This window comes from Mesonia aestuariivivens (assembly GCF_019311235.1).
GTDB lineage: Bacteria > Bacteroidota > Bacteroidia > Flavobacteriales > Flavobacteriaceae > Mesonia > Mesonia aestuariivivens.
Genome location: NZ_JAHWDF010000005.1, coordinates 132748 through 156781, shown reverse-complemented (window position 1 = coordinate 156781; position 24034 = coordinate 132748). Strand labels below are relative to the sequence as shown.

Below are 24034 nucleotides of genomic sequence, written 5' to 3'. Positions count from 1 at the left end.
AAAATGGAAACTAAAACAGATAAAGAACTATTAAGAGGTGGTCAATTCTTAGTAAAAGAAACCAAGTGCGACGACATTTTTACTCCTGAAGATTTTAATGAGGAGCAGAAAATGATGAAAGATTCTGTACAAGAATTTGTAGAACGTGAAATTATTCCGCATCGAGAGCGCTTCGAAAAGAAAGATTATAAACTCACCGAAGAGGTGATGCAAAAAGCTGGAGAACTTGGTTTTTTAGGTGTGGCTGTACCAGAAGAGTATGACGGACTCGGAATGGGATTTGTTTCAACAATGTTAGTTTGTGATTATATTTCTGGCGCTACCGGATCGATCGCAACCGCTTTTGGAGCACATACCGGAATTGGAACAATGCCAATCACACTTTACGGTACCGAAGAGCAAAAAAAGAAATACGTTTCTAAATTAGCCACCGGAGAATGGTTTGGTGCGTATTGTTTAACAGAACCTGGAGCTGGTAGCGATGCCAATTCAGGAAAAACCAAAGCCGTACTTTCTGAAGACGGAAAACATTACAGCATTAGCGGACAAAAAATGTGGATTTCTAATGCTGGTTTTGCGAACGTATTTATTGTTTTTACGCGAATTGAAGATGATAAAAATATTACCGGATTTATCGTAGAAAACGATACTGAAAACGGAATTTCATTTGGCGAAGAAGAGAAGAAACTCGGAATTCACTCCTCTTCTACCCGTCAAGTTTTCTTCAACGAAACCAAAGTTCCCGTAGAAAATATGTTAGCTGCACGTGGCGAAGGTTTCAAAATTGCGATGAATGCCTTAAACATTGGTCGTATAAAATTGGCTGCCGCTTGTTTAGACGCGCAACGTCGTGTAACCACTAACGCTGTAAAATATGCAAATGAGCGTGTTCAGTTTAAAACGCCAATCGCTCAATTTGGTGCTATTAAGCAAAAATTGGCAGAAATGGCAACTTCCGCTTATGTGGGAGAATCGGCTTCTTACAGAGCGGCTAAAAATATTGAAGACCGAATTCAGATGCGTATGGAAAGTGGAAGCTCTCATTCTGAAGCCGAATTAAAAGGGGTTGAAGAATACGCCATTGAATGTTCTATTTTGAAAGTTGCTTGTTCAGAAGATATTCAGAATTGTTCAGATGAAGGAATTCAGGTTTTTGGAGGAATGGGTTTCTCTGCCGATACGCCAATGGAAGCCGCGTGGAGAGACGCTCGTATTTCTAGAATTTACGAAGGAACCAATGAAATTAACCGAATGCTTTGTGTAGGAATGCTCGTAAAAAAAGCAATGAAAGGTCACGTAGGTCTTTTAGGACCAGCACAAGCGGTGGGAGAAGAATTAATGGGAATTCCGTCTTTCGATAAACCAGATTATTCTGAATTATTTGCCGAAGAAAAAGAAATGATTAAAAAACTGAAAAAAGTATTTTTAATGGTTGCCGGAAGTGCTGTTCAAAAATTCGGACCTCAACTGGAAGAACATCAGCAATTATTATTAGCAGCTTCAGATATTTTGATTGAAGTTTATATGGCAGAATCGGCTATTTTAAGAACTGAAAAGAATGCCAAACGTTCTAGTGAAGAAAGTCAGAAAGAACAAATCAAAATGTCACAATTGTATCTTTACAATGCTGTTGAAAAAATCAATGCAAAAGCAAAAGAAGGTATCATCTCTTTTGCTGAAGGTGATGAATTACGAATGATGCTAATGGGATTAAAACGTTTTACCAAATACGATAACTTCCCAAATGTAGTAAAATTAAGAACTGAGATTGCCGATAAACTGATCGCTGAAAATAAATACTGTTTTTAAAATACAACTTGATGAAAATAAAAAGAGCTGCCAATTGGCAGCTCTTTTGTTATTTAATGATTCCATCGAATTCCGTGGGTTTTCATTTTAAGTGTATAAACTGCATCGGAAGCGGTTATAAATAAAATATCTTCATTTGCTCCTCCAAAAGTCACATTACCTGTCCAATTTTTATTAATTTCAATATGATCTATTTTGTTTCCTTTTTTATCAAAAATGGTAACACCGTTTCCGGTAACATAAAGATTTCCCTCGCTATCTAACGTCATCCCATCAGACCCCATATTTGCAAATAATCTTTTATTACTTAGCGTACCGTCGTCTTCAATTTTATAAGTGTGAATATCTTCATTTGAAATATCTGAAACATATAAAATATGGTTTTTAGAAGAACCTATAATTCCGTTAGGAAGTACAAAACCTTCTGCAACTGATTTTACGGTTTTATGATCTGGAGAAAGATAATACACACTTCTCTTTTCCATATCTGGAGAAGTTCTATTCCAATAATCTCTTTGATAATAAGGATCTGTAAAATATATACCTCCCTTTTCATCTATCCAAAGATCATTAGGACCGTTAAAGTTTTTACTTTTATAACCATCTAAAATTACAGACACTTTTTTTTCGGGAGTAATTTTCCATAATTGAAAATTTTCATCGGCACACGTCCATAAATTTTCGTTATCATCAAAATACATTCCGTTTGATCTTCCTGAATCTTTCATATAAACAGAAATAGAATTGGTTTTAGCATCCCATTTTAGAATTTGATTATTGGGTTGGTCTGTAAAATAGACATTCCCTTCTCGATCTGATGCCGGACCTTCGGTAAATTCAAATTCATTAGAAATTAATTCTGGTTTTGCTCCTTTTTGAATAGGTGAATTATATGTTTTGCAACCGACTGTCAAAAGTAAAAAATTACAAACGGCAAGTATTAAAAGGTGCTTTCTCATGTTCAATACAATTTTTTAAGTTTTTTAAGTTTCAAATTTAGTCATTAAAAAAGAAAAGCTTTTTATTGAAGCAATAAAATACTTTTAAAATTGTGAACTAATCAATCATAAATAATGAATACCCCGCTTAAAATTCTATTCCGCTTGTTTCTAAGTAATTAAATTCATTCTCGGCAATAGAAATTTTAAATTGAGTAAGACTTTCTTCTCCGATCACGAATAACTCTTCCCCTCTTATAATTACGTCAAAAACTTTTACAGGAATTGAAGATACAAAATTTGGATATTGAGGTTCTGAAACATCTAATACTCGAACTACATCTAGATCTGTTACCAATAGGAAATTTTGGTAAAGCCCTAATCCAATTGGCTGATTCATTTGTACGGTTGTTAAAAGCTCGGGATAGAGTGGATTTTCAGTATTATAAATTTCTAGTTGATTAATATTTCCTTCACAAGCTGAATTTGTGTGTAAGGTAACATAGGTGAAATCTCCAGACGATACTACAGGATCGCAACTTCTAACGTGGTTAACTTCTGCTAATTGTAAAGGATTTTCTGGAGAAGAAATATCGTAAATATACATACCTAACCGACTTCCTACGAAAAGCTTATCGCCTAAACCATATAAAGTTTCTATATCAAATCCTATATAAGTGCTTCCTTTAAAAACAGGATTTTCACCATCGGTAATTTCAAAAATATTTAATGACTCATCACCTACAATATATAAATAGTTTCCTGAAAGTATAAATCTAGCTAAGCTGCCTCCAACTCCATCTGAACTATTTGAAGCCATATCACTACTATCTGAACTGCAAGCATTAATTACTAGAATTAACACTAAAAGTATAATTTTTCTCATTTTTTAATGTTTAAGTTGATAACCTACAATTACATTATTTGGAGATACTTCAAAATATTCTGCAGAAAAACCATCTGGAGAAATTAGTGGAGGGAAAACATTTTCAGTTCTGCTAATACTTAGAATTTGATTTGTATTTAAATCATAATGGCTACTAAATCTACAAAATGATGAACGTAAATGATATTATCTCTAATAGCCAAATCTGTAGCACTAGGTACGCTTATAAATGAGATCGCTTCTGGCTCTTCTGGATTAATATTATTAAATACGTGAAAACCTTCTTTTACCTCATTTATAAAAATATAATTATCTTTTACATATATTTTGCCCGCAGTATTTATAGGTTTTGAAGATTCCAAAGTAATACTATTTTCAAAAATATCTCGGGATTGCGTAATAGCTTCATAATTGCTTTCAGCTATAATTTCATCATCATCATTCCAGCGAATACATGATTGCAAACAAATTGCACAACTAAAAAGTAGGAGTAAGTGTTTCATAATTTGTCAATTAATTAGTTAAATAGTAGATACCATTATTCAATAATAGTTGGTTGCTAATTATTATAATTTACAATTTCTTTATCTAATAGAAATTCAGTTTTAACAAAACACTAATAAAATCTATAAAAAAAAGCCAGTAACTTGTGACTCATGACAAAAAACTATTCAACTTCAATTTTAATATGTTTGTTTCTATGCTTGAATTTATCGTTCACTCAGGCTCAAGAAACTCAAGACACCACATCACAAAAACAAATTAATAATTTCCCTAGTAAATCTCCTACCGTAAAAAATGAAGGGAAATTTAGAGCTAATGCCATTAAAGATTATAATAATGCTTACTATGTGTTAGATCGGGTTAATGAAAGTATTGGTTTACCTCCTAACCAAATCAATTTTCAAACGCCACAATCTACCTTAGAGCATTTTATTATAAAATCTAGAAATGAAGATTATGAAGAAGCTGCATATGCACTTAATTTAAATTTATTTCCAGATAACATCACTAAAAAAGATGCGGCTACTCTAGCAGAGAAATTATATTTTGTAATTAATCAGCGTGTAAATATTAATTGGGATGAACTTCCTGATCGAGCTGATGGTCAAATAGATATACAAACTAACACTAATCAAGCTGTAGCAGGGCAACCACGAAGAAGTATCGTTTTTGGAGAAGTAGATCTTGACGGTAAAGGCATTGTCTTTAGAGTACAACGTGTAAAATATAAAGATTACGGATCTTTTTGGCTTATTTCTCCCAATACAGTAGAAAATATTGATGCGATGTATGCTACTTATGGACCACGTAAGTTAGATAGAATGATGCCAGATTGGGCTAGAATTAGAATTTTTAATATGCCCGTTTGGAAATTTGTAGGTGCTTTAGTGTTACTGTTTATTTGCTATTACATCGGTAAATTTGTTGCTTATTTTTTAAAAAAAATATTATTAAAATCAAACAAAAAATGGCTTAAAAATATTGCAAATAAATTAGCTAAACCCGCAGGATTTGCGATTGGTGTTTTAGCCTTTTATTTATTATTAAATCATCTTATTTCATTTACAGGTAAATTTGCCAGTGCAATTTATGCTATTCTTTTAATATTGGTCATAGGAACGATTACTTGGTTTATTATGCGAATGATTGACTATTTTATGCTATACGTTGCTGAAAATAAAATTGGTGACACCTCTGTAGAAGAAAATACTGAAGCTCGACGAATGCTTACCTACGTTTCTGTTGCTAGAAGAATAATTACGTTTTTAGTGATTATCATTGGGGCTTCAGTCGTACTCTCTCAATTTAGATCATTAGAAAAATTAGGTATTTCACTTTTAGCTTCTGCAGGTGTTGCCACCGTCATATTAGGTATTGCAGCTCAGAGTACTTTAGGGAATATTGTAGCAGGTATACAAATTGCAATTACAAAACCTGCCAGAATTGGAGATACCATAATTATTGATGATGATTGGGGGTATGTTGAAGATATTAAATTTACCTATATGGTAGTGAGAACCTGGGATTGGAGAAGATTAGTGGTTCCGCTTAAATATATTATTTCTAATACATTTGAGAACTGGTCAATGACTTCTGCCCATCAAATTAGACCTATTATTTTATACGCAGATTATAAGATTGATGTTAAAAAGGTAAGAAAAAAATTTGAAGAACTTTTAGAAGCTAGTGATGATTGGGATGAAGACCACCCTCCCATCGTACAAGTGGTAGATACTACAGAAAAAGCGATAAAAATTAGATGTTTATGTAGCTCTAAAGATGCCTCTTCAACTTGGGATTTACATTGTGAACTTAGAGAAGAGTTAGTAAGATTTATAAGTACCTTAGAAAATGGCGAAAATCTTTCTACTTCTAGAGTTAGAGTGCAAGAATTCCCTTCAGTAAAAGAAAAATCTAATCCACAAAAAGATAAAGACTAAATTTAATGACTTTCAGTTCAGAAGAAGTTAATATTACACAGCTTACCTTAAAATATATTATTTATGGTGTTATAGGAATAATTATATCATTTTGGGGCGCGTATCTTTTTATAAAGAAAATTGGTAAAAATCCTAGAAATATTTTACCCATAAATTTCGCTAAAAGAATTCAAATACCTCTACTTCTTTTTCTAATTGCTATTGTAATCTGGATTGGAAAAGCTTCAAAAGTTTTTATAGATGAAAATTTCAATTATTTAGCCTCACACCTTATTTTAATTCTGTTAGTTGTTTCTATTACTTGGTTTCTTATTCTTTTATTTAAAGTTTTTAAACGAAGGTTATTGAGTAAATATGATGTCTCTAAAGAAGATAATTTAAAAGCAAGAAAAGTATATACACAATTTACAATTCTTGAAAATATTATCATCTTTATTCTAGTAATTTTAGCCATCGGTATTACTTTAATGAGTTTTGAAAGTATTCGAAACATTGGTATAAGTTTACTTACTTCTGCTGGTATTGCAGGTATTATTGTAGGTTTAGCAGCACAAAAAGCAATTGCCACTTTATTAGCTGGTATACAGATTGCTATTACACAACCTATTCGCTTAGAAGATGCGGTAATTGTAGAAGGAGAATGGGGATGGATTGAAGAAATCACTCTCACCTATGTGGTGATTAGAATTTGGGATAAGCGAAGATTAGTGGTTCCTTCTACTTATTTTATAGAAAATAGCTTTCAAAATTGGACGCGTACAACTTCAGATATTATGGGAACTGTGTTTCTGCATACCGACTATGATATTTCTGTAGATGATTTAAGAGAAGAATTAACCAGACTTCTAAAAAGTACCCCTCTTTGGGATGGTAAAGTAAATGTATTACAAGTTACCGAATGTACCGAAAAATCTATGCAAATGAGAGCTTTAGTAAGTTCTAAAAACTCGCCTACCAATTGGGATTTAAGAGTGTTTATTCGAGAAAAAATGATTAAATATATAAAAGAAAACTATCCAAAAAGTCTTCCTAGAACAAGAATTGTTTTAGAAAATAATAACTCTTGAGATAGTTTTACTTCTCCTCTAAATTCTACTAAAAATGATGTATAAATTCAGCTAGCTCTTCTTCTTCTGTAATTCCTCCAGAAAAGTTGGTAGCGGTTTCTATTAGTGCTAAATGTGAATAAGCTTGAGGGAAATTACCCAACAAACGTTTAGTTTCAAAATCTATATCTTCACTAAATAATCCTAAATGGTTACTGTAAGAGAGTAGTTTATTAAATAATTTTATGGCTTTCTCTTTCTTCCCTATTTTAAATAGGCTATTTATAAACCAAAAACTACAAATAGTAAACGATGAACTTGGCTCACCAAAATCATCTTCATTTTTATAGCGATACATTAATCCGTCTTTAAGCAATTCACGTTCTGTGGCTTCTACGGTTTTAATATAACGAGGATCTTGAGCTTCTATAAAACCATAATCTTCCATTAATAAAGTAGAAGCATCTAAATCTTTAGACCCGTAAAATTGTGTATATGCTTGCACTTCTTCATTCCAAGCATTTTCATAAATATCATTAAATATCTCTGTTCTTGTAGCTTTCCACTGTTCTAAATTAGATTTTTTATGAATAAGTTCTCCTATTTTTATTGCTCTATCTACCGCTACCCAACATAATAGTTTAGAAAATGTAAAGTGTCTATCTTCTGTTCTTAATTCCCAAATTCCTTTATCGGGTGCTTTCCAGTTTTCTTGAACCGTATGTACAGTTCCGCAGGTAATAGTCCATAATTCTTCAATATTTTCTAAGGTATTTTCAAACCTTAAAAATTGTTGATAAATTACTTCCATTAAAATTCCAAAAATATCGTTTTGTTTCTGGATATATGCAGCATTACCAGTTCTTACAGGTTTTGATCCTTTATAACCTTTAAGGTGATCTAGAATATGTTCAGTTAAATTTTTCTCTCCATTAATACCATACATAATTTGCATTTTATCACCTTTATCTGGAATAACATCGATAATAAATTGAAGAAAGCGTTGTGCAGATTTTACGTGACCTAATTCTGAAACTACTTTAATGACCATCGATGCATCTCGAATCCAACAAAAACGGTAATCCCAGTTTCTTACTTCACCTATAGTTTCTGGCAAAGAGGTCGTTGCTGCCGCCAATACCGCTCCACTTTTTTCATACGTAAGCATTTTTAAAGTTAGGGCACTTCTTAAAATTTCTTTATTATAGTAGCGGTAAGAAGTAGTTTTCTCACTCCAATTTAACCAATATGTATATGTTCTATGGTATTGTAAAAAAGCTCTATCTACTGTTTGTTTTAATATTTTTTCATGATAACTCATTATAAAGAAGGCATCTTCTTCTAAAGTGATTTCTTTTTCTTCTAAGATGTCATGATAGTCTAAGTTTGAGTATAAGTAAACAGAATCATATTTACCTTCTATCGTGTGGCTTTTAATATAATCATCTTTTATTCTTCTAATTGTCTTTTCTTTAGCAAATGCAGGTCTTGGCCGGTACTCTACTTTAAACTTAGGTGATCCTTCTAATAACACTATACAACGTACGATTTCTGCTGGCGCATGAGAATCACCATCTTCTTTAAAATAACGCGGCATAAAATCTCTAATTTCAAAAGAGCCTTCTTCTGCGGTAAATCTGGTTACTAGAATATTTGTTTTAGGTAAATATTCTTGCTTAATTTCATAGTCTTCGGCAGTTACTAAATTAAAACTCCCACCTTCCTCATGGTCAAGTAATTTAGCAAATATAGCATCTGAATTAAAATTAGGTAAACAACACCAGTCTATAGATCCTGTCTTAGATACCAACGCAGAACTTTTACAATTTCCTATAATTCCGTAATCCAAATTTTTCATTAAAGTTTATGTGTATTTAAGGTCATTTAAATATAAAACTGTAAATTAAAAAAATAAAAACAACCAATACTAAAATTTAACCTATGAAAAACAAAACTATTATTGTTTCTAACCGTTTACCACTTCAAATTTCTATTGAAAATGAACAAGATGTAAAAGTTTCTCCTAGTGTTGGAGGTCTTGCCACTGGAATGAAATCGGTACATCAGGAAGGTGATAGTCTTTGGATTGGATGGTCTGGCCTTACAGAAGAAGAAGTAAACCCGGCAATTCAACAACAAATTAACACGGCAGCAGAAAAAGAAAAATGCCTAGCCATTAATCTTACCGAAAAAGAGCTAGACGATTATTATTACGGATTTAGTAACCGTACCATTTGGCCGTTATTTCATTATTTTATGGAATATACCAAGTTTGATGAACAACAATGGGAAGGCTATAAAAAAGTAAACGAAAAATTTGCTAAAAAAATACTAGAAAACCTTGATGATGGTGATACGGTTTGGATACACGATTATCAATTATTATTAGTTCCTGGTATTATAAAAAAAAATAAACCTAATGTAACGATAGGCTTCTTCTTGCATATACCATTCCCTTCTTATGAAGTTTTTAGAACATTACCATGGCGTGAGTCTTTATTAAAAGGTATGTTAGGTGCAGATTTATTAGGTTTTCATACCTACGATTACGAAAGACACTTTTTAAGTTCTGTAAGTAGAATTTTAAGACACGAAACACAATTTAACGAGATTACACTTAAAAATAGAATTGTAAAAGTAGACTCTTTCCCTATGGGAATAGATTATGAGAAATTTGAAAGCGCTGCGTTAGAACATTTTGAAAAAACTCAAGATCAAAAATCAGAACTTCAAGTAAGATTAGATCAGCATTTAGATACCACCCCTGGATCAAAAATGATTTTATCGATAGACCGTTTAGATTACACCAAAGGTATTGCCAATAGAATTAGAGCCTTTGAACATTTCTTAGAAAAATATCCTGAATTTAAAGAAAAAGTACGTTTAATTATGCTGGCCGTACCCTCACGCTCTAACGTACCACAATACCAAAAATTAAAACGAGAAATAGATGAACTGGTTGGAAGAATAAACGGTAAATTTTCAACGGTAAGCTGGACTCCTATTTGGTATTTCTATCGCTCAATGCCTTTCGATAATTTAATAGATTTATACACCTCTTGTGATATAGCCTTACTTACCCCACGTAGAGATGGAATGAATTTGGTAGCCAAAGAATACATTGCAACAAGAACAGATTTATCTGGAGTGCTTATCTTAAGTGAAATGGCGGGAGCTGCGCACGAAATGAATGAAGCCTTAATTATTAACCCTAATAATTACGATCAAATTGCAGATGCGCTAAAGCAAGCCTACGAGATGCCATTAAAAGAGCAAAAATCTAGGAATAAAATTATTCAGAAGAGATTAAAACGCTATGATATTAAAAAATGGGCAGATGAATTCATGAAAGCGCTAGAAGGTACTAAAGTAAACCATATCTCTAAAAAAGCTAAATATATTAGTACTGCAAATCAAGAAGACATTGTTTCACAATTTAATAAAGCTGAAAAGAAAATCTTATTTTTAGATTTTGATGGAACTTTAGTAGATTTTAATGACGATCCAGAATTAGTTGCTCCTAACCCAGAACTATTCACTACCATTGAAAAGTTAAATGCTAAAAATTGTGAAGTCGTAATTATTAGTGGTCGTGATAAAGACTTTTTAGAAAAACATTTTGGAGAAGAACAAGTTACACTTATTGCTGAACACGGGTTATGGTTAAAAGAAAAATTAGGAGATTGGAACCTCACGGAAAATGTAAATAAGAACTGGATGAGTAGCATAAGACCCGTTTTAGAGTCTTTCGTAGATCGTACACCAGGTACATTTATAGAAGAGAAAAATTATTCTTTAGCTTGGCACTATAGAAAATCAGATCCGCAATTAGGTGGGCAAAGAGCAAACGAACTTTCTAGTGTGGTCAAAGACCTTACTTCTAATCATGATTTAAGTGTTTTAAATGGTAATAAAGTTATTGAAATAAAAAATAGTGGTGTTAATAAAGGTCGGGCTGCTACTAAACAATTAAACCAAGATTTTGATTTTATTTTTGCCATTGGTGACGATTGGACAGATGAATATATGTTTAGAGAATTGCCAGATAAAACCTTTACGGTAAAGGTAGGTTTACAAAAAACAGAAGCTAGTTTTTATGTAGAAGATACAGAACAAGTGAAAAATTTATTAGAAACATTTGCACGATAAATTATTCTGTTAAAACTTTAAGGAAAATTGAAAAAGTTTAAATCAAGCTTAACTATATTTTTATTTAGTGAATTAATGTTATATGTACTTTTACCTAAGTTTAATTTAAAAACCATAAATAGTATGAAAACAGGAAAAGTGTTGATAGGGATTGTTACAGGAGCATTAGCAGGAGCTGCAGCTGGAATATTATTAGCCCCAAAAAAAGGAGCAGATACTAGAAAAGAGATCGCTTCTACTAGTAATGATTATGTGAAAGGTGCTAAAGGAAAGTTAGATGGTGTTAAGAATTCAATCGAACATAAATTAGAAGCTCTTAAGGCTAGAAAAGATGCTGCAATTGCAGACTCTAAAGGTGAAGAAATTGGTTATAAAGCAAAAGCTGAATTGCATAATGCGGCAAGCTAATAAAAAGAATTTTTTAAGAAGAGCTCAACCTTACGGTTGGGCTTTTTTTTTATTTTAAATTTTCTTTTGAATGAATCATCGCTTGTTCACTATTTTCAAAATAACATACTTTCACATCCATAGATGCTATATTCTTTAAAATTTTATTTACGTTATTTTTCTTTTTCTTACCAGTCTGGCGAATATAAATAGTGCTTATATTCTCAGGAAAAATCTTTACAATATTTTGATAAATAGCTGGGTCTTTCTGCGAATCATCGCCTAAAAGTATAAATCTTAATTCAGGATAAAATTCGACTAAATGTTTAATTTTATAAAACTTATGATTGTGATCTCCCCCACCACTAAATAAAAAATCAGCAATTCCAGTCTTTATATTTTTCAGTTTTAAAACTGCTTTTGGTAATTCATTTAGCTCGGCAAACTGACTAATAAAATTGTACAAATTCCATTCACTACTACTTACATAAAAAAAAGCGTTATTGGTAGACTTATCTTCTCTTCCTAATCTATTTAAAAATTTATAATGATTTACTGCTTCATCAAACACAGTACGTTTATTGATGTTTTTAGTGAGCATCACATAAAGCTTTTTAAATAAATTACCAGAATGAGATATTAAAAAAGTATCATCTATATCACTTATCACACCATACTCCCCAGGATAAGGTTTTACAAACTCTCCTTTTTTTTCTTTTTTATTACCTTCTACCTCAACCGCCATCGTAAATTGATGCCACCCACTATCAATAGACTCATGATAAGGAATTGTTAATCTAAAGTGACCATCATCTAAAGTTTTAGTAGTAATTTCTTTTCCTCTAAATTTAAAAATAACTTCTGCATTAGATATCGTTTTAATTCTAAACATTCTAATTACAGCCCAAGCATGTTTATACCAACGTTTATCGAGATCAAAAACATCGGGAGCATGTTTTTTAAACAAATGCCCCATCACCACGATCTCTCGTTCATTGGCATAACTTCGGTAAATTTTTAAATCAAGTTTCATAAATTATAGAAAGTATAACGTTATGTAAGCTGAAAAATAGATATTTTTGAAGACATATAAAGCTATACTATGAATTTTTTATTCATCATTAATCCTATTAGTGGTAACGAAGATAAAAGCCATTTATTAAAAATGGTAAAAACTGAGTTGAATCATAAACACCAATACACCATTTTTAAAACTACAGGTGAAAATGATCTTGAAAAAATTCAACAAAAACTAGCTAAAGAATCTTTTGATAGAGTGATTATAGCTGGTGGTGATGGCACGGTTAAATTAGTGGCCGAAGCTATGAAAGACCAACAATTACCTATTGGTATTTTACCTGCAGGATCTGCTAATGGGCTGGCGAGTGATTTAGATTTACCTGAAAACCCGAAAGATTTTATACCAATTGCACTTTTTGGACAAACCAGAAAAATAGATGCTATTCAGATTAATGAAGAGATAGGACTACATATTAGTGATTTTGGTTTAAACGCAGAATTGATTAAAGAATTTGAGAGTAGTTCTCTACGCGGTAAACTAGGTTATGCCATAAATAGCATTACTACTCTATTTCAAAGTAAAGGTCCTTATGAGTTTAAAATCACAACACCAAAAGAAAGTTTTACCAAGAAAGGTATTATGCTCGCTTTAGCTAACAGTAAAAAATTTGGTACTGGAGCCGTAGTGAATCCAAATGGGAAAATGGATGATGGTCTTTTTGAAATTTTAATTTTTAAAAAATTAGATCTCATTGAAATTTTAAAAACATTAAATACAAAAAGTGAACTCTCAAGTGATTTTGTTGAATGTATTCATGTCACTGAAGTTACTATTGAAACGAACACCCCTATTGATTTTCAAATAGATGGAGAATATTGCCAAAAATTAAAAAAAGTTAAAGCTCATATGCTACCTAAAGCTTTAGAAATTGCATATACTAAGAAATAAAAACTTAGATGTTAAGCTTATTTTAAATGCTTTGCTATGTTAAAACTCTACAATAAATTAGCATAGAATTTAAAAACCAAACCAAGTTATGAAGAAAATAAGTTTAATAATAGCTTCTGCAATGGTAATTGCAGCAACTTCTTGTAAAGAAAATAAAAAAGAAGCTGAAAAAGACATGGATAATGAGACCAAGACAGAAGAAACTTCTGAAATGGAAGCAAAAGAAATCACTCTATCTCCATTAGAAAACTCTCCTGCTTACGAAAATTCAAGCTTAAGCTTAATTGAGCCTAAAAAAGAAATGTTGACCGATGGTAAACAAGTTAAATTTGAGTTTGATGTAAAAAATTATGATTTAGGAGTACAAACTGAAGGAGCTAAAGAAAAAATGATGGCTAATTCAGGTAAAGGTCAACACATCCATTTTATTATGGATAATGATCCTTATTCTGCTCATTACGAACCTAATTTCAATAAAGATATTGAGCCTGGTAATCACTTACTTGTCGCTTTCTTATCACGTTCTTACCATGAATCTGTTAAAAATGCAAATTCATTTGTAGTAAAAAAATTAACCATTGGTGATGCAAAAGATGATGAGCTAGGAAATGTAGATATTACTAAACCTCATATGATCTACAGTAGACCTAAAGGAACTTATACTGGTAAAGATACAGAAAAAGTAATGTTAGACTTTTTCTTATTAAATACAGATCTTTCTGCTTCAGGAAACAAAGTAAAAGCTACCATAAACGACCAAGAATTTATGCTAGATACTTGGGAACCTAAAGTGATTGAAGGTCTTCCTATGGGAGAAAACACAATTAAATTAGAACTTTTAGATAAAGATGGTAATTTAGTTGAAAGTCCATTTAATCCAGTAACCAGAACCGTAACTTTAGAAGAATAACTTCTTTCTTTATATAAATTATTAAAGCTGCCAATTGGCAGCTTTTTTTATGTTGTACAATCAATTAATTTTCATAAATTTATAAGCAGACTAACCAATATTCTATGCAAGAACAACCCGACGGACTAATTGCTGAACTTCAAGCTAAAAATCCAAAAGCATTTGAGCGAATTTACGAACGTTATTCAGAGAGTACTTTTGGGATAATTAATAGTATCATACATGATAAACATCTAGCCGAAGAAATTCTTCAAGATGTTTTTATTAAAATTTGGAATAACGCCGAAAAATATAACTCTTCTAAAGGGAGGTTTTTTACGTGGATACTTAACATTGCAAGAAACGCGGCTATAGATAAAACAAGATCTAAAGCTTATAAAAACAAACAAAAAAACTTAACAACAGAATATTTCGTAGATATTATCGAAGAGAAAACGAGCTTATCTAGCAAAGTAGACGCTATTGGAATTAAAAAATACATTAATGTTTTAAAGCCTTACTGTAAAAAAATTATCAACCTCCTCTATTTTCAAGGATTTACTCAGGCAGAAGCTTCTGAAGAATTAGATATGCCTTTGGGAACTATTAAGACTAGAAATAGAAATTGTATGAACAAATTACGTGAGATTTTAACAAGTTAAGTGATGAATTTAAATGAATATATATCTTCGGGAATTTTAGAGCTTTATGTCTATGGAGCTTTGCCTGAACAAGAAAGTATAGCGGTAACTACTGAATTAAAGAAACACCCTGAAATTTTAAAAGAAGTAGAAGAAATTGAAAACGCACTAAGCCAATTATCTACTGCTGCAGCTCCTTACAACCCAGAAGCCTTACTTTTTAGTATACAGCAAAAAATTACAAATAAAACCAACACTGCAACAGTACGAGAGCACCCCGCTTCACAAAAGAAAAATAATCTTGTGCTTTATATTAGTTGGGCAGCCTCTATTGCTTTATTAATAGGTTTAATTTCTGTAATTAATCAACGTAATAAACTACGTGAAAATATTAACGCTGTTAGCGCCAACAATGTACAGCTAGAAGAACAAATTGACGATGCACAAAACAATGCCAAAAAGACCAAAGAATTACTCAATGTCTTTAGAAATAAAGATATTATAAGTGTTCCTTTAGCTGGGCAAGATGTGGCACCAACGGCTTATGCTGCAATTCATTGGGATGAAAAAAACAAACAAGTTTATGTAGATGCTAAAGATTTACCTAAACCACCACAAGGTAAAGAGTATCAAGTATGGTCGCTTACTTTAGAGCCTTTAACACCAACAAGTATTGGTTTACTTTCTAATTTTAATGAAGATGAAAACAAAATTTTCATCTTAGAAAATCCAAATTCTTCTCAAGCTTTCGGGATTACATTAGAACCTAAAGGAGGAAGCAAAACCCCGACAATGGAGCAACTCTATACTTTAGGGGTAATTAAAAATTCTTAAAAATTTAGATAAGCAAAATTAAAAAAGCCTGTTCAATAGTATTGAGCAGGCTTTTAACAACTAACAAAAAACTTAAAAAACCATTTTGAGTAAAAGTTAAAAAACTAAATTTTCATAGCAATTTTCTTCTCCACTCGTGTGAAGTATAATAAATATTAACTTCACCAATACATACGAATATAAAGCCAGCTTGGTTTTTATTTTTAGAAATTTAAGCTTTCGATTTTTTATTCGTTCCTGAATTAAATAATTTTACCAAGTAATTAATAGCTATAAAAAATGAATCCGTCATCTACCGGTTGGATTAATAAACACTTTCCTGCACTGCAAAAGCAAGTTTTGGATAAAGCATTTTCTAAAAAAAGCTTCTATTTACAATTACAACAAACTGGCTTTATTTATGCACATAGCACCAAAACATTAAGTTATTCTCATCCGCTAAAAATTAAATGGACTTTAGAAGAACTCACTAAAATTAACCTATTTGATGCTTTGGCTTATGTATATTATTCAAACTTTAAAAGTGCAAATAGAGAAGAATTTACTCAGCAATGTATTCAGTTTTATAAATTACTTGAAAAAGAAACGACTTGGAAAGGTAGATTTACATTCTTTAAATCTAAACCAGAAGAAACTTTAGAGAAAATAATTCAGCATCGCATACAAATTAATGATTCTTTTTTTCAAAAAAATTTTAGTCATTTAATTACAAATGCCTTACTTTTTTTAGATGTTTTAGCATTTAATGAATACTTGATTCATCAAAAACACCCTAAAAACTACCTAACCAATTTGGAAAGCTTAATTACTAACGTAGTGATTTTAGCATTTCAGAAAAAAACGACTAAAGATAAATATGAAAACTTAGTCGTTAAGCTTTTAGAAAGTTCTTTACGTTATCACAAAATACAGCCACAGAATCAACCTTTTGAAACAATAAATTTTGAAAGCTTCAACTCGCATTTAGAGCGAAAATTTATTTTAGATTTAGCTTCTATTACTATTTATAGTGATGAAGAAATTGAAAAGAAAGAATATGCATTTATCGAAAAATTAGGTAATCAACTTCATTTTTCTGCTAAAGAAGTAGATGAAAATATAACTCAAATGCTTCTGTTTTTAAAACAACATAAAAACGAAATTTCCTATTTTAATTATACAAATGCTATACAGCACTTTTATAAAAACACCAATAGAATGGTAAAAGTGCTCATCTTAAGAAATAAAAATAGATTGCTAAAAGAGATTTTTGAAAGTAAAGAATTGGTCATGTTACTTTCTAAGTCTACTCACAAAGATCTATCTGAAGAAGAAAAACATAAGGTAAAAGAACAACTGCTCGATATTTGTAAAACTATACCTTCATTAGCTATTTTTATTTTACCTGGCGGCAGCATCTTATTACCTATTCTTATTAAATTTATACCGCAACTTCTACCCTCTTCTTTTAATGAAAATAGAATAAAAAAATAGAAATTATTACAACTTTTAGATTAAATTTATCACCTAACCATTAAACATATATAATAAAAAAAAATACGCTACTTTTAATCTTCTTTTTAATAACATTTATTGGCCGAGCTCAAGATGATTATACGTACTATTTTTCGGCTTTTAATGAAAATTATACAGATATAAGCAATAGTACATCCTTAAATAATGGAGTGTTTTGGGACGATCCTGAATATACGATTCCTATTGGATTTGATTTTGAAATCGCAGGTAAAGTAGTTTCTACAATTTATATTACTGATGATGCCTCAATTTCTGATGATAATGATGACAATAATTATAAAGTCCTATTAAATGTACTTTCTGAGAATACAGATTTGGTAGATAGGGGAAGTGTAAATAACTCTTTATCTAATATTTCTTATGTTACTGAAGGTAGTGTTGGTGATAGAATTTTTAAATTATAATTTAACAATGCAGGATTCAGGGATGGTTCACCTTCAGATTATATCAACCTTCAATTATGGTTGTATGAAAATGATGGCAAAATTGAATATAGATATGGAGATTCTAATATCGTAGATCCGTCATTAATATTTGAAGGGGAAAACGGACCTTTTATATTTTTTGCTCCTTCTTATAATGACTCTACAGATAGTTTTAATACACCTGCTTATCTATTAAGTGGCAATGCAGACGCACCAATAGTAACAGAGGTTTTACCTGAGGAAGAAGATAGTAATGAAGCTGGAAATTTAACTGGTGTACCGTCTACAGGGACTGTTTATAGATTTACTCCAAATTCTACGATGTCTTTAGATAAAATTAATTTGAATACTTTTAAAATCTACCCTAATCCTTCTGAAAATTTTATTGCTATACATACTGAACTTAAATTTTTAGAATATGCAATTTACGATCGTTTGGGAAAAAGAATCGCTAAAGGTGAATTACTAGATAAAATTGAAATTTCTAATTTAGCTTCAGGGCTTTATTTTCTTGAGTTAAGCAACGAAAATTCTAAAGCGATGGAAAAATTCATCAAAAAATAATTGTATCTAACTTATAAAAAAATTAAAAAGCATTAGTTTGCTAATGCTTTTTAATTTCCTAACCATTCTTTAAAATCTTTCACACGTTCTCGAGCTACAATAATTTCTTGCTCGTTAAAATGGTTTAGTTTCACTTTTAAACGGCTGTTCGTGTAATTTACCATATCTGCAATCGCATTTATATTCACAAAAAATTTACGGCTTACACGATAAAATTTCTCAGGATTAAGCTCTTCTTCCAAATTTTCTAAAGTTGTTTCTAACAAGTAGCTTCTGCTATCTTTTGTATAAAAATAAGTGCCTTTATTCTCACTGTAAAAACATTCTATTTGATCGACTGGGAACATTTTTAGATGCTGACCTACTTTTACCGTAAAGCGCTTCTTGTAACTTTTATAAGGCTTTTCTGCTCCCAATAGTTTTTTCAATTCTGCTAAATTGGTATTTATTTCATTTGTCGCAGCAAATTTAGATTTATATTTTTCAAGTGCTGTCGCTAATTCATTTTCATCTATAGGCTTTAATAAATAATCTACACTATTAAGTTTAAAAGCTTTTAATGCATATTCGTCGTAGGCGGTGGTAAAAATAATGGCACTTTCAATATCTATTTCTTCGAAAATTTCGAATGAAAGTCCGTCGCTTAATTGTATATCTAGAAAAATTAAATCGGGTTGCTCATTTTCTAAAAGCCATTGTATAGAATCGTTTACTGAATGTAAAAACTTTTCTACAGGGACCTCTAATTTATTAAGCATACGCTCTAAACGTCTGGCAGATGGTTTTTCGTCTTCAATTATAATTGTTCTCATTATATTCGATTAAATTATTCCCAACGCTGTTGCTGTGTTTGCTCTTCTTCCATAAACTGTTTTATTTTTCGCTCTTCCCAATCTTTACTAAAACCAGGATTTATTCTAAATGCGTGAGCGGCATTAAATAAAAGTCCGATTCCCCAGCCAGCTAAAGACCACAGCATCCAAGGATAAGTATCAAAACCGTTTCTAAAATTTAAGAACGCTAAAAAACCATTTATGATTATATAAATAGTAAGATGAGCATAAAAATCTCTCAAATCTTTTACTCGCTTTTTAGCTTCAAAATAGCGTTTTTCTTTAGTAGAAATTTCCATAATTTATAATTTTTATTTAAAATTTATCTTCATCCATAAATTGCTTAATCTTTCTTTTTTCCCAATCTTTAGAAAAGAACGGGTTTCTATCGAAAGCCTCCATGTATTGAAATATTAAGCCTATTCCCCAACCTGCAGCCGCAAATAAAAACCAAGGAAAACCAAAGCCCATGGTAAACCAATTGATAAATGCTAAAAACGGAATGACAATCATATAAGAAGTTAAGCTTGAATAAAAATCTTTTTGTTTCTTAACCATTTCTCTAGCGCGATCTAATTTCTCGTAATCTTTCATATGTATATTCATTTTTGGTTGTTGTTTTAGGTAACTTAATTGTTTGGTTAATATGGGTAATTTCACTTGAAAAGTAGTTTTACTCTTTTCTATTTTGACTTTTCTAGATGTTAGTAATCCATAACGTTGTTGAATATTTAGTAAACCGTAACCAGAACTCTCCCCCATTACATTTTTAGTTTGTAAGTTATTTTTCACCACCAAACAGCCATCTTCTTCAAAAATTGAAATGTGTAAAGGATTCTCTTCTGAAACCACATTATGTTTTACCGCATTCTCTAACAGTAATTGTAAGGATAAAGGAATAATCTTAGCCTCAGGATTACTTATTTTTTTAGGAAAATGATAAGTAATACTGTTTTCAAACCTCATCTTTAGTAAACCAACATAGCGTTTTGCAAACGTTAATTCATCTTCAACTGTGACTAATTCTTTGTTTTTCTGCTCAAGTACGTAACGATAAACTTTAGATAATGAAGTAGTAAAATTTTGAGCTTGACCTGGATTTTCTTCAATTAACGAAGTAAGCACATTTAAACTATTAAACAGAAAATGCGGATCTAATTGATTTTTTAAAGCGTCAAATTTTGCTGAAGCGTGTCCTGCTATTAATTTTTGCTCGGTAACTTTGCTTTCTTGCATGGCCTTGTAAAAATAAAAAGCATGAAGAAAAAGACTCATAATTAATGATAGTAGAAAGGGGAAAAAGTAATTTTTTATCGATTCATTTTCTATAAACTCATTGAGCGTATAGCTATTTTCTATAATTACCAAATGGATTATTCTACAGCTTAAAAACGCAAATAAAGTAACTATGGTAGAACCGACGACTCCAATAACATATCGCTTTTTACTTTCAGTTTTCCAATCATATTTTTTTTCAAGCCAAACAAAATAAATAAAGTTGAACAGTGTGATTAAAAATGAATATGAAAATTGCACTAATACTTTTTTCCAATGAAAAGAAGCAATATTTGCACCATTAAAAACATATTCTATCAATACAAGTATTAGCGTAACCGCTATAGAGATTCTAAATAATATTTTTAAATGTTTTATGTTCATGGGGTATTAATTTATATGACAAATATCATTTAAAAGTAAACCTCATGAAAATAGAGTTTACTGAATTGTCACATTTAAGATCCGAATTGTATTTTTTATACAATTAATAAAAATATAAGTGTTAAGTAAATGTTTCTGAAACATTAACATTAGCCATAAAAACACTCAATACCCCCTTAAAATTAAAGCTTAGTTAATTTTTAGTTGAAACACTTCTGTTATGTAAATACTAATTTTAAATGCAATTAAAAACTAATAGTTAGATTTATGAAAAAAATTTACTTAGCTGCACTTTTTGTATTTATTTCTTTAGCATCATTTGCTCAAGAAGCTCTAATTACGGGATATGTAGACTCTCCTTGTCCCTCAGCAGAAGGTAGAGCAATAGAGATTTACGTGAACGGAACGATCGATTTTACAGGTTGGAATTTAGCAAGACAATCCAATGGAGGTGGCAATGATAATAGCGGGTATAGTACCAGCATTGATATTAGTGATTTGGGAACTATCACCGATGATTTTGCATACATCACTAACGAGCCAACTATTTTTGAAACCGAATTTGGAACTCAAACTAATATTATCGAAAATGCATCTATTAGTTCTAACGGTGATGATGCTTTTCAGCTTGTAGATAATAATTCAAACGTGATCGACCGATTTGGAGAAGAAAATGTCGATGGCTCTAACACCGCTTGGGAGCATACTGATTCATTTTATTTAAGAAATGATGGTGAAACCGCTAACGCTGGTAATTTCGATGTTAGTAACTGGACATTTGGAGCTTTAAATGCTTTAGAGGATGAAGGTACTTGTAACGGAGGTACACAACTTAACCAATTGGTTGCATTTGGTAGCTTTACGCCACAACAAGCTTTAGAAGAAATTAATTTTGATGAAGCTTACGTGAGCGTAAATGAAGATGCAGCATCTATTACATTAACAGTTAAAATCTCTAATGTTCCTGCTTCAGATGCTACGGTAGATGTTTCGATCTTAACTGCAGAAAGTACTGCGGTTGCCAATCAACATTACTCTTATACCGAAGAAACTTTAACCTTTACTGCTACAGGAAGTACTTCGCAAACCATTACTATTACTATTCCTGATAATACAGATGCTGAGCCAGATACACTATTAGCTTTAGAGTTAACCAATGCTATGAATGCTGAATTAGGAGAAGATACTGTAAGTGTAATTTATATTTTAGATGATGAAATACACGCTCCATTAGCTCAAGAAAACTTAGGAATTACTTTTGGTGCAAGTTACGCTATTGAAGGTAATAATCCTGGATCTGAAATTGTTGCTCACGATGCAACTACAGAAAGGTTATTTGTAATGAATAGTGGAAATGCTTCTGTAGAAATTTTAGACTTTAGTAATCCGCTAAATATTACTTCAATTTCAACAATCGATCTTTCTACTTACGGAGAATCTGGTACGAGTGTAGCCTATCATAACAATGTGGTTGCCGCGACGGCAGTTCCATCAGATGAAACTTTAAACGGAACCGTAGTTTTTATGGATACCGATGGTGTTATACTTTCTACATTAGAAGTAGGTGCTCTACCTGACATGGTTATTTTTTCTCCCGATGGTACAAAATTATTAGTGGCTAATGAAGGGGAACCAAATGATGATTATTCTGTAGATCCTGAAGGTACAATCTCTGTGATCGACTTAACTGGTGGCGTGGCTAATCTTACGCAAGCTAATTTAACGAGTTTAAATTTTAACGCATTCGATACACAAGAAACGCAATTAAAAGCTGATGACATTAGAATTTTTGGACCTAACTCAACTGTTTCTCAAGATTTAGAGCCAGAATACATAACTATAGCTTCAGATAGCCAAACTGCTTGGGTAACGTTACAAGAAAACAATGCAATTGCTGTAATCGATTTAGTAAATCTTGAAATTACAGATATTTGGTCATTGGGTTACAAAGACCATAGCTTAACTGAAAATGCATTAGATACTTCTAACAAGCAAGACTTTATTTTTATGTCAAATTGGCCAATATACGGAATGTATATGCCAGATGCCATCGCAAGTTACACCGTAAACGGAACTTCGTATTACGTAACCGCTAACGAAGGCGATGCAAGAGAATATGATACTTATGAAGAAGAAGTAGATTTAGAAGATTTAGTATTAGACTCAAGTGTTTTCGCTAATCAGTCTTTTTTAGAAATTGAAGAAAACTTAGGAAAGTTAACATTTACCAATACCTTAGGCGATATCGATAATGATGGTGAGTATGAAGAACTTTATGCATTTGGTGGAAGATCTTTCAGTATTTACGATGCAGCTACAGGAACTCAGGTTTATGATAGCGGTTCTGACTTTGAAAGAATTATTAAAGAAGATCCTGTTTACAATTCTATTTTTAACGCTACCGACGATGAAAATGAATTAAAAAACCGTAGCGACAATAAAGGTCCAGAACCAGAAGCGGTTATTGTTGAAGAAATAGATGGCGCTTTTTATGCATTTATCGCTTTAGAACGTGTAGGAGGTTTTATGGTTTACGATATAACTAATCCTAACGCTCCTGTTTTTGATGGATATTATAATAATAGAAGCGTTACTCCTGGAGAAGATGAAATTGAAAACTTAGGAGATTTAGCTCCAGAAAGTTTGGTTTATGTCGCTCCTGAAGATAACACTGAAGGAAAAGGTCTAATTGTTATTGCTAATGAAGTGAGTGCTACAATTAGTGTTTACACCTTAGAAAACAACGTACTGTCTACCGATAATTTTAAAATGAATAAAAACAATTTTGTAATTTATCCAAACCCAGCAACTTCTGGAAGAGTTTTCTTTAACGCTCCTACAGATTATAAACTTTTTGATATTCAGGGAAGAAAGTTACAAGAAGAATTACAAGCTACTCACATTAATGTAAGCACATTAAACTCTGGAACTTATTTAGTACAAAATGCTAATGGTCAAATTCAAAAATTAGTAATTAATTAAACTAGACATTCCAATAAAGTTTAATTATAAAAAGAGGTCGTCTAAAACTAATTAGACGACCTCT

General features: G+C 31.4%; 21 protein-coding genes. 13 read left to right on the top strand and 8 right to left on the bottom strand.

All coding sequences use genetic code 11. The annotated features are described in order from the left end of the window. The first annotated feature begins 3 nt into the window (after positions 1-3). On the top strand, positions 4-1809 hold the full coding sequence (locus KW502_RS06480) for an acyl-CoA dehydrogenase FadE (protein ID WP_219039724.1): 1806 nt from the start codon (positions 4-6) through the stop codon (positions 1807-1809). Between the two features lie 53 nt (positions 1810-1862). Here KW502_RS06480 and KW502_RS06475 read toward each other — a convergent pair whose 3' ends face one another. The 3 genes from KW502_RS06475 to KW502_RS06465 all read right to left on the bottom strand — a co-directional run bounded on the left by KW502_RS06475 (position 1863) and on the right by KW502_RS06465 (position 4136). Next, on the bottom strand, positions 1863-2768 hold the full coding sequence (locus tag KW502_RS06475) for an SMP-30/gluconolactonase/LRE family protein (protein ID WP_255554141.1): 906 nt from the start codon (positions 2766-2768) through the stop codon (positions 1863-1865). A 127-nt stretch (positions 2769-2895) separates the two neighbouring features. Further along, entirely contained in the window at positions 2896-3633 is a 738-nt protein-coding gene (locus KW502_RS06470) for an LVIVD repeat-containing protein (protein ID WP_219039722.1), read from the bottom strand. A gap of 137 nt (positions 3634-3770) precedes the next feature. Further along, entirely contained in the window at positions 3771-4136 is a 366-nt protein-coding gene (locus KW502_RS06465) for an LVIVD repeat-containing protein (protein ID WP_219039721.1), read from the bottom strand. A 153-nt stretch (positions 4137-4289) separates the two neighbouring features. Here KW502_RS06465 and KW502_RS06460 point away from each other — a divergent pair, with 153 nt between their 5' ends. Further along, on the top strand, positions 4290-6077 hold the full coding sequence (locus KW502_RS06460; RefSeq protein ID WP_219039720.1) for a mechanosensitive ion channel family protein: 1788 nt from the start codon (positions 4290-4292) through the stop codon (positions 6075-6077). Positions 6078-6082: 5 nt separating this feature from the next. Next, positions 6083-7144 carry a mechanosensitive ion channel family protein gene (locus KW502_RS06455; protein WP_219039719.1) on the top strand — a complete coding sequence of 354 codons (1062 nt, stop codon included), beginning with the start codon at positions 6083-6085 and terminating at the stop codon, positions 7142-7144. A 28-nt stretch (positions 7145-7172) separates the two neighbouring features. Here KW502_RS06455 and KW502_RS06450 read toward each other — a convergent pair whose 3' ends face one another. Then, entirely contained in the window at positions 7173-8981 is a 1809-nt protein-coding gene (locus KW502_RS06450; protein ID WP_219039718.1) for a glycoside hydrolase family 15 protein, read from the bottom strand. Positions 8982-9064: 83 nt separating this feature from the next. Between KW502_RS06450 and KW502_RS06445 the strand changes: the two genes are divergently transcribed. Both KW502_RS06445 and KW502_RS06440 read left to right on the top strand, forming a co-directional pair. Further along, entirely contained in the window at positions 9065-11272 is a 2208-nt protein-coding gene (locus KW502_RS06445) for a bifunctional alpha,alpha-trehalose-phosphate synthase (UDP-forming)/trehalose-phosphatase (RefSeq protein WP_219039717.1), read from the top strand. A 123-nt stretch (positions 11273-11395) separates the two neighbouring features. Beyond that, complete coding sequence (locus KW502_RS06440; protein ID WP_219039716.1) at positions 11396-11680, top strand: YtxH domain-containing protein; 285 nt, start codon at positions 11396-11398, stop codon at positions 11678-11680. A 49-nt stretch (positions 11681-11729) separates the two neighbouring features. Here KW502_RS06440 and KW502_RS06435 read toward each other — a convergent pair whose 3' ends face one another. Further along, on the bottom strand, positions 11730-12692 hold the full coding sequence (locus KW502_RS06435) for an App1 family protein phosphatidate phosphatase (RefSeq protein WP_219039715.1): 963 nt from the start codon (positions 12690-12692) through the stop codon (positions 11730-11732). A 69-nt stretch (positions 12693-12761) separates the two neighbouring features. On the opposite strand from KW502_RS06435, the gene KW502_RS06430 reads away from it, so the two are divergent. The 7 genes from KW502_RS06430 (at position 12762) to KW502_RS06400 (ending at position 18496) form a co-directional block, all read left to right on the top strand. Then, positions 12762-13628 carry a diacylglycerol/lipid kinase family protein gene (locus KW502_RS06430; RefSeq protein ID WP_219039714.1) on the top strand — a complete coding sequence of 289 codons (867 nt, stop codon included), beginning with the start codon at positions 12762-12764 and terminating at the stop codon, positions 13626-13628. Positions 13629-13716: 88 nt separating this feature from the next. Continuing rightward, positions 13717-14538 carry a hypothetical protein gene (locus KW502_RS06425; protein ID WP_219039713.1) on the top strand — a complete coding sequence of 274 codons (822 nt, stop codon included), beginning with the start codon at positions 13717-13719 and terminating at the stop codon, positions 14536-14538. A gap of 104 nt (positions 14539-14642) precedes the next feature. Next, on the top strand, positions 14643-15179 hold the full coding sequence (locus KW502_RS06420; RefSeq protein WP_219039712.1) for an RNA polymerase sigma factor: 537 nt from the start codon (positions 14643-14645) through the stop codon (positions 15177-15179). A 3-nt stretch (positions 15180-15182) separates the two neighbouring features. Then, positions 15183-15992 carry an anti-sigma factor gene (locus KW502_RS06415; protein WP_219039711.1) on the top strand — a complete coding sequence of 270 codons (810 nt, stop codon included), beginning with the start codon at positions 15183-15185 and terminating at the stop codon, positions 15990-15992. 279 nt (positions 15993-16271) lie between these two features. Beyond that, positions 16272-17465, top strand: coding sequence for an LETM1-related biofilm-associated protein (locus KW502_RS06410; protein WP_219039710.1), 1194 nt, complete (start codon positions 16272-16274; stop codon positions 17463-17465). A 50-nt stretch (positions 17466-17515) separates the two neighbouring features. After that, the gene (locus KW502_RS15745; RefSeq protein WP_500793352.1) at positions 17516-17911 is read left to right on the top strand and encodes an NIDO-like domain-containing protein; all 396 of its coding nucleotides are present in this window, start codon (positions 17516-17518) and stop codon (positions 17909-17911) included. A 60-nt stretch (positions 17912-17971) separates the two neighbouring features. Further along, positions 17972-18496: a T9SS type A sorting domain-containing protein gene (locus KW502_RS06400; protein WP_219039708.1), complete on the top strand. Its 525-nt coding sequence runs from the start codon at positions 17972-17974 to the stop codon at positions 18494-18496. Positions 18497-18546: 50 nt separating this feature from the next. On the opposite strand, the gene KW502_RS06395 is transcribed toward KW502_RS06400, so the two are convergent. Genes KW502_RS06395 through KW502_RS06385 form a run of 3 tightly spaced genes read right to left on the bottom strand, consistent with a single transcriptional unit; the run spans position 18547 to position 20988 of the window. Then, positions 18547-19308 (bottom strand): LytR/AlgR family response regulator transcription factor, encoded by a 762-nt coding sequence (locus KW502_RS06395; RefSeq protein ID WP_219039707.1) that lies wholly within the window; start codon positions 19306-19308, stop codon positions 18547-18549. Positions 19309-19322: 14 nt separating this feature from the next. After that, a complete protein-coding gene (locus KW502_RS06390; protein ID WP_219039706.1) occupies positions 19323-19628 on the bottom strand; it encodes a 2TM domain-containing protein in 306 nt (101 codons plus the stop codon). A 16-nt stretch (positions 19629-19644) separates the two neighbouring features. After that, positions 19645-20988 (bottom strand): 2TM domain-containing protein, encoded by a 1344-nt coding sequence (locus KW502_RS06385; protein ID WP_255554137.1) that lies wholly within the window; start codon positions 20986-20988, stop codon positions 19645-19647. A gap of 267 nt (positions 20989-21255) precedes the next feature. Here KW502_RS06385 and KW502_RS06380 point away from each other — a divergent pair, with 267 nt between their 5' ends. After that, positions 21256-23970 (top strand): choice-of-anchor I family protein, encoded by a 2715-nt coding sequence (locus KW502_RS06380; protein WP_219039705.1) that lies wholly within the window; start codon positions 21256-21258, stop codon positions 23968-23970. Positions 23971-24034: the final 64 nt, after the last annotated feature.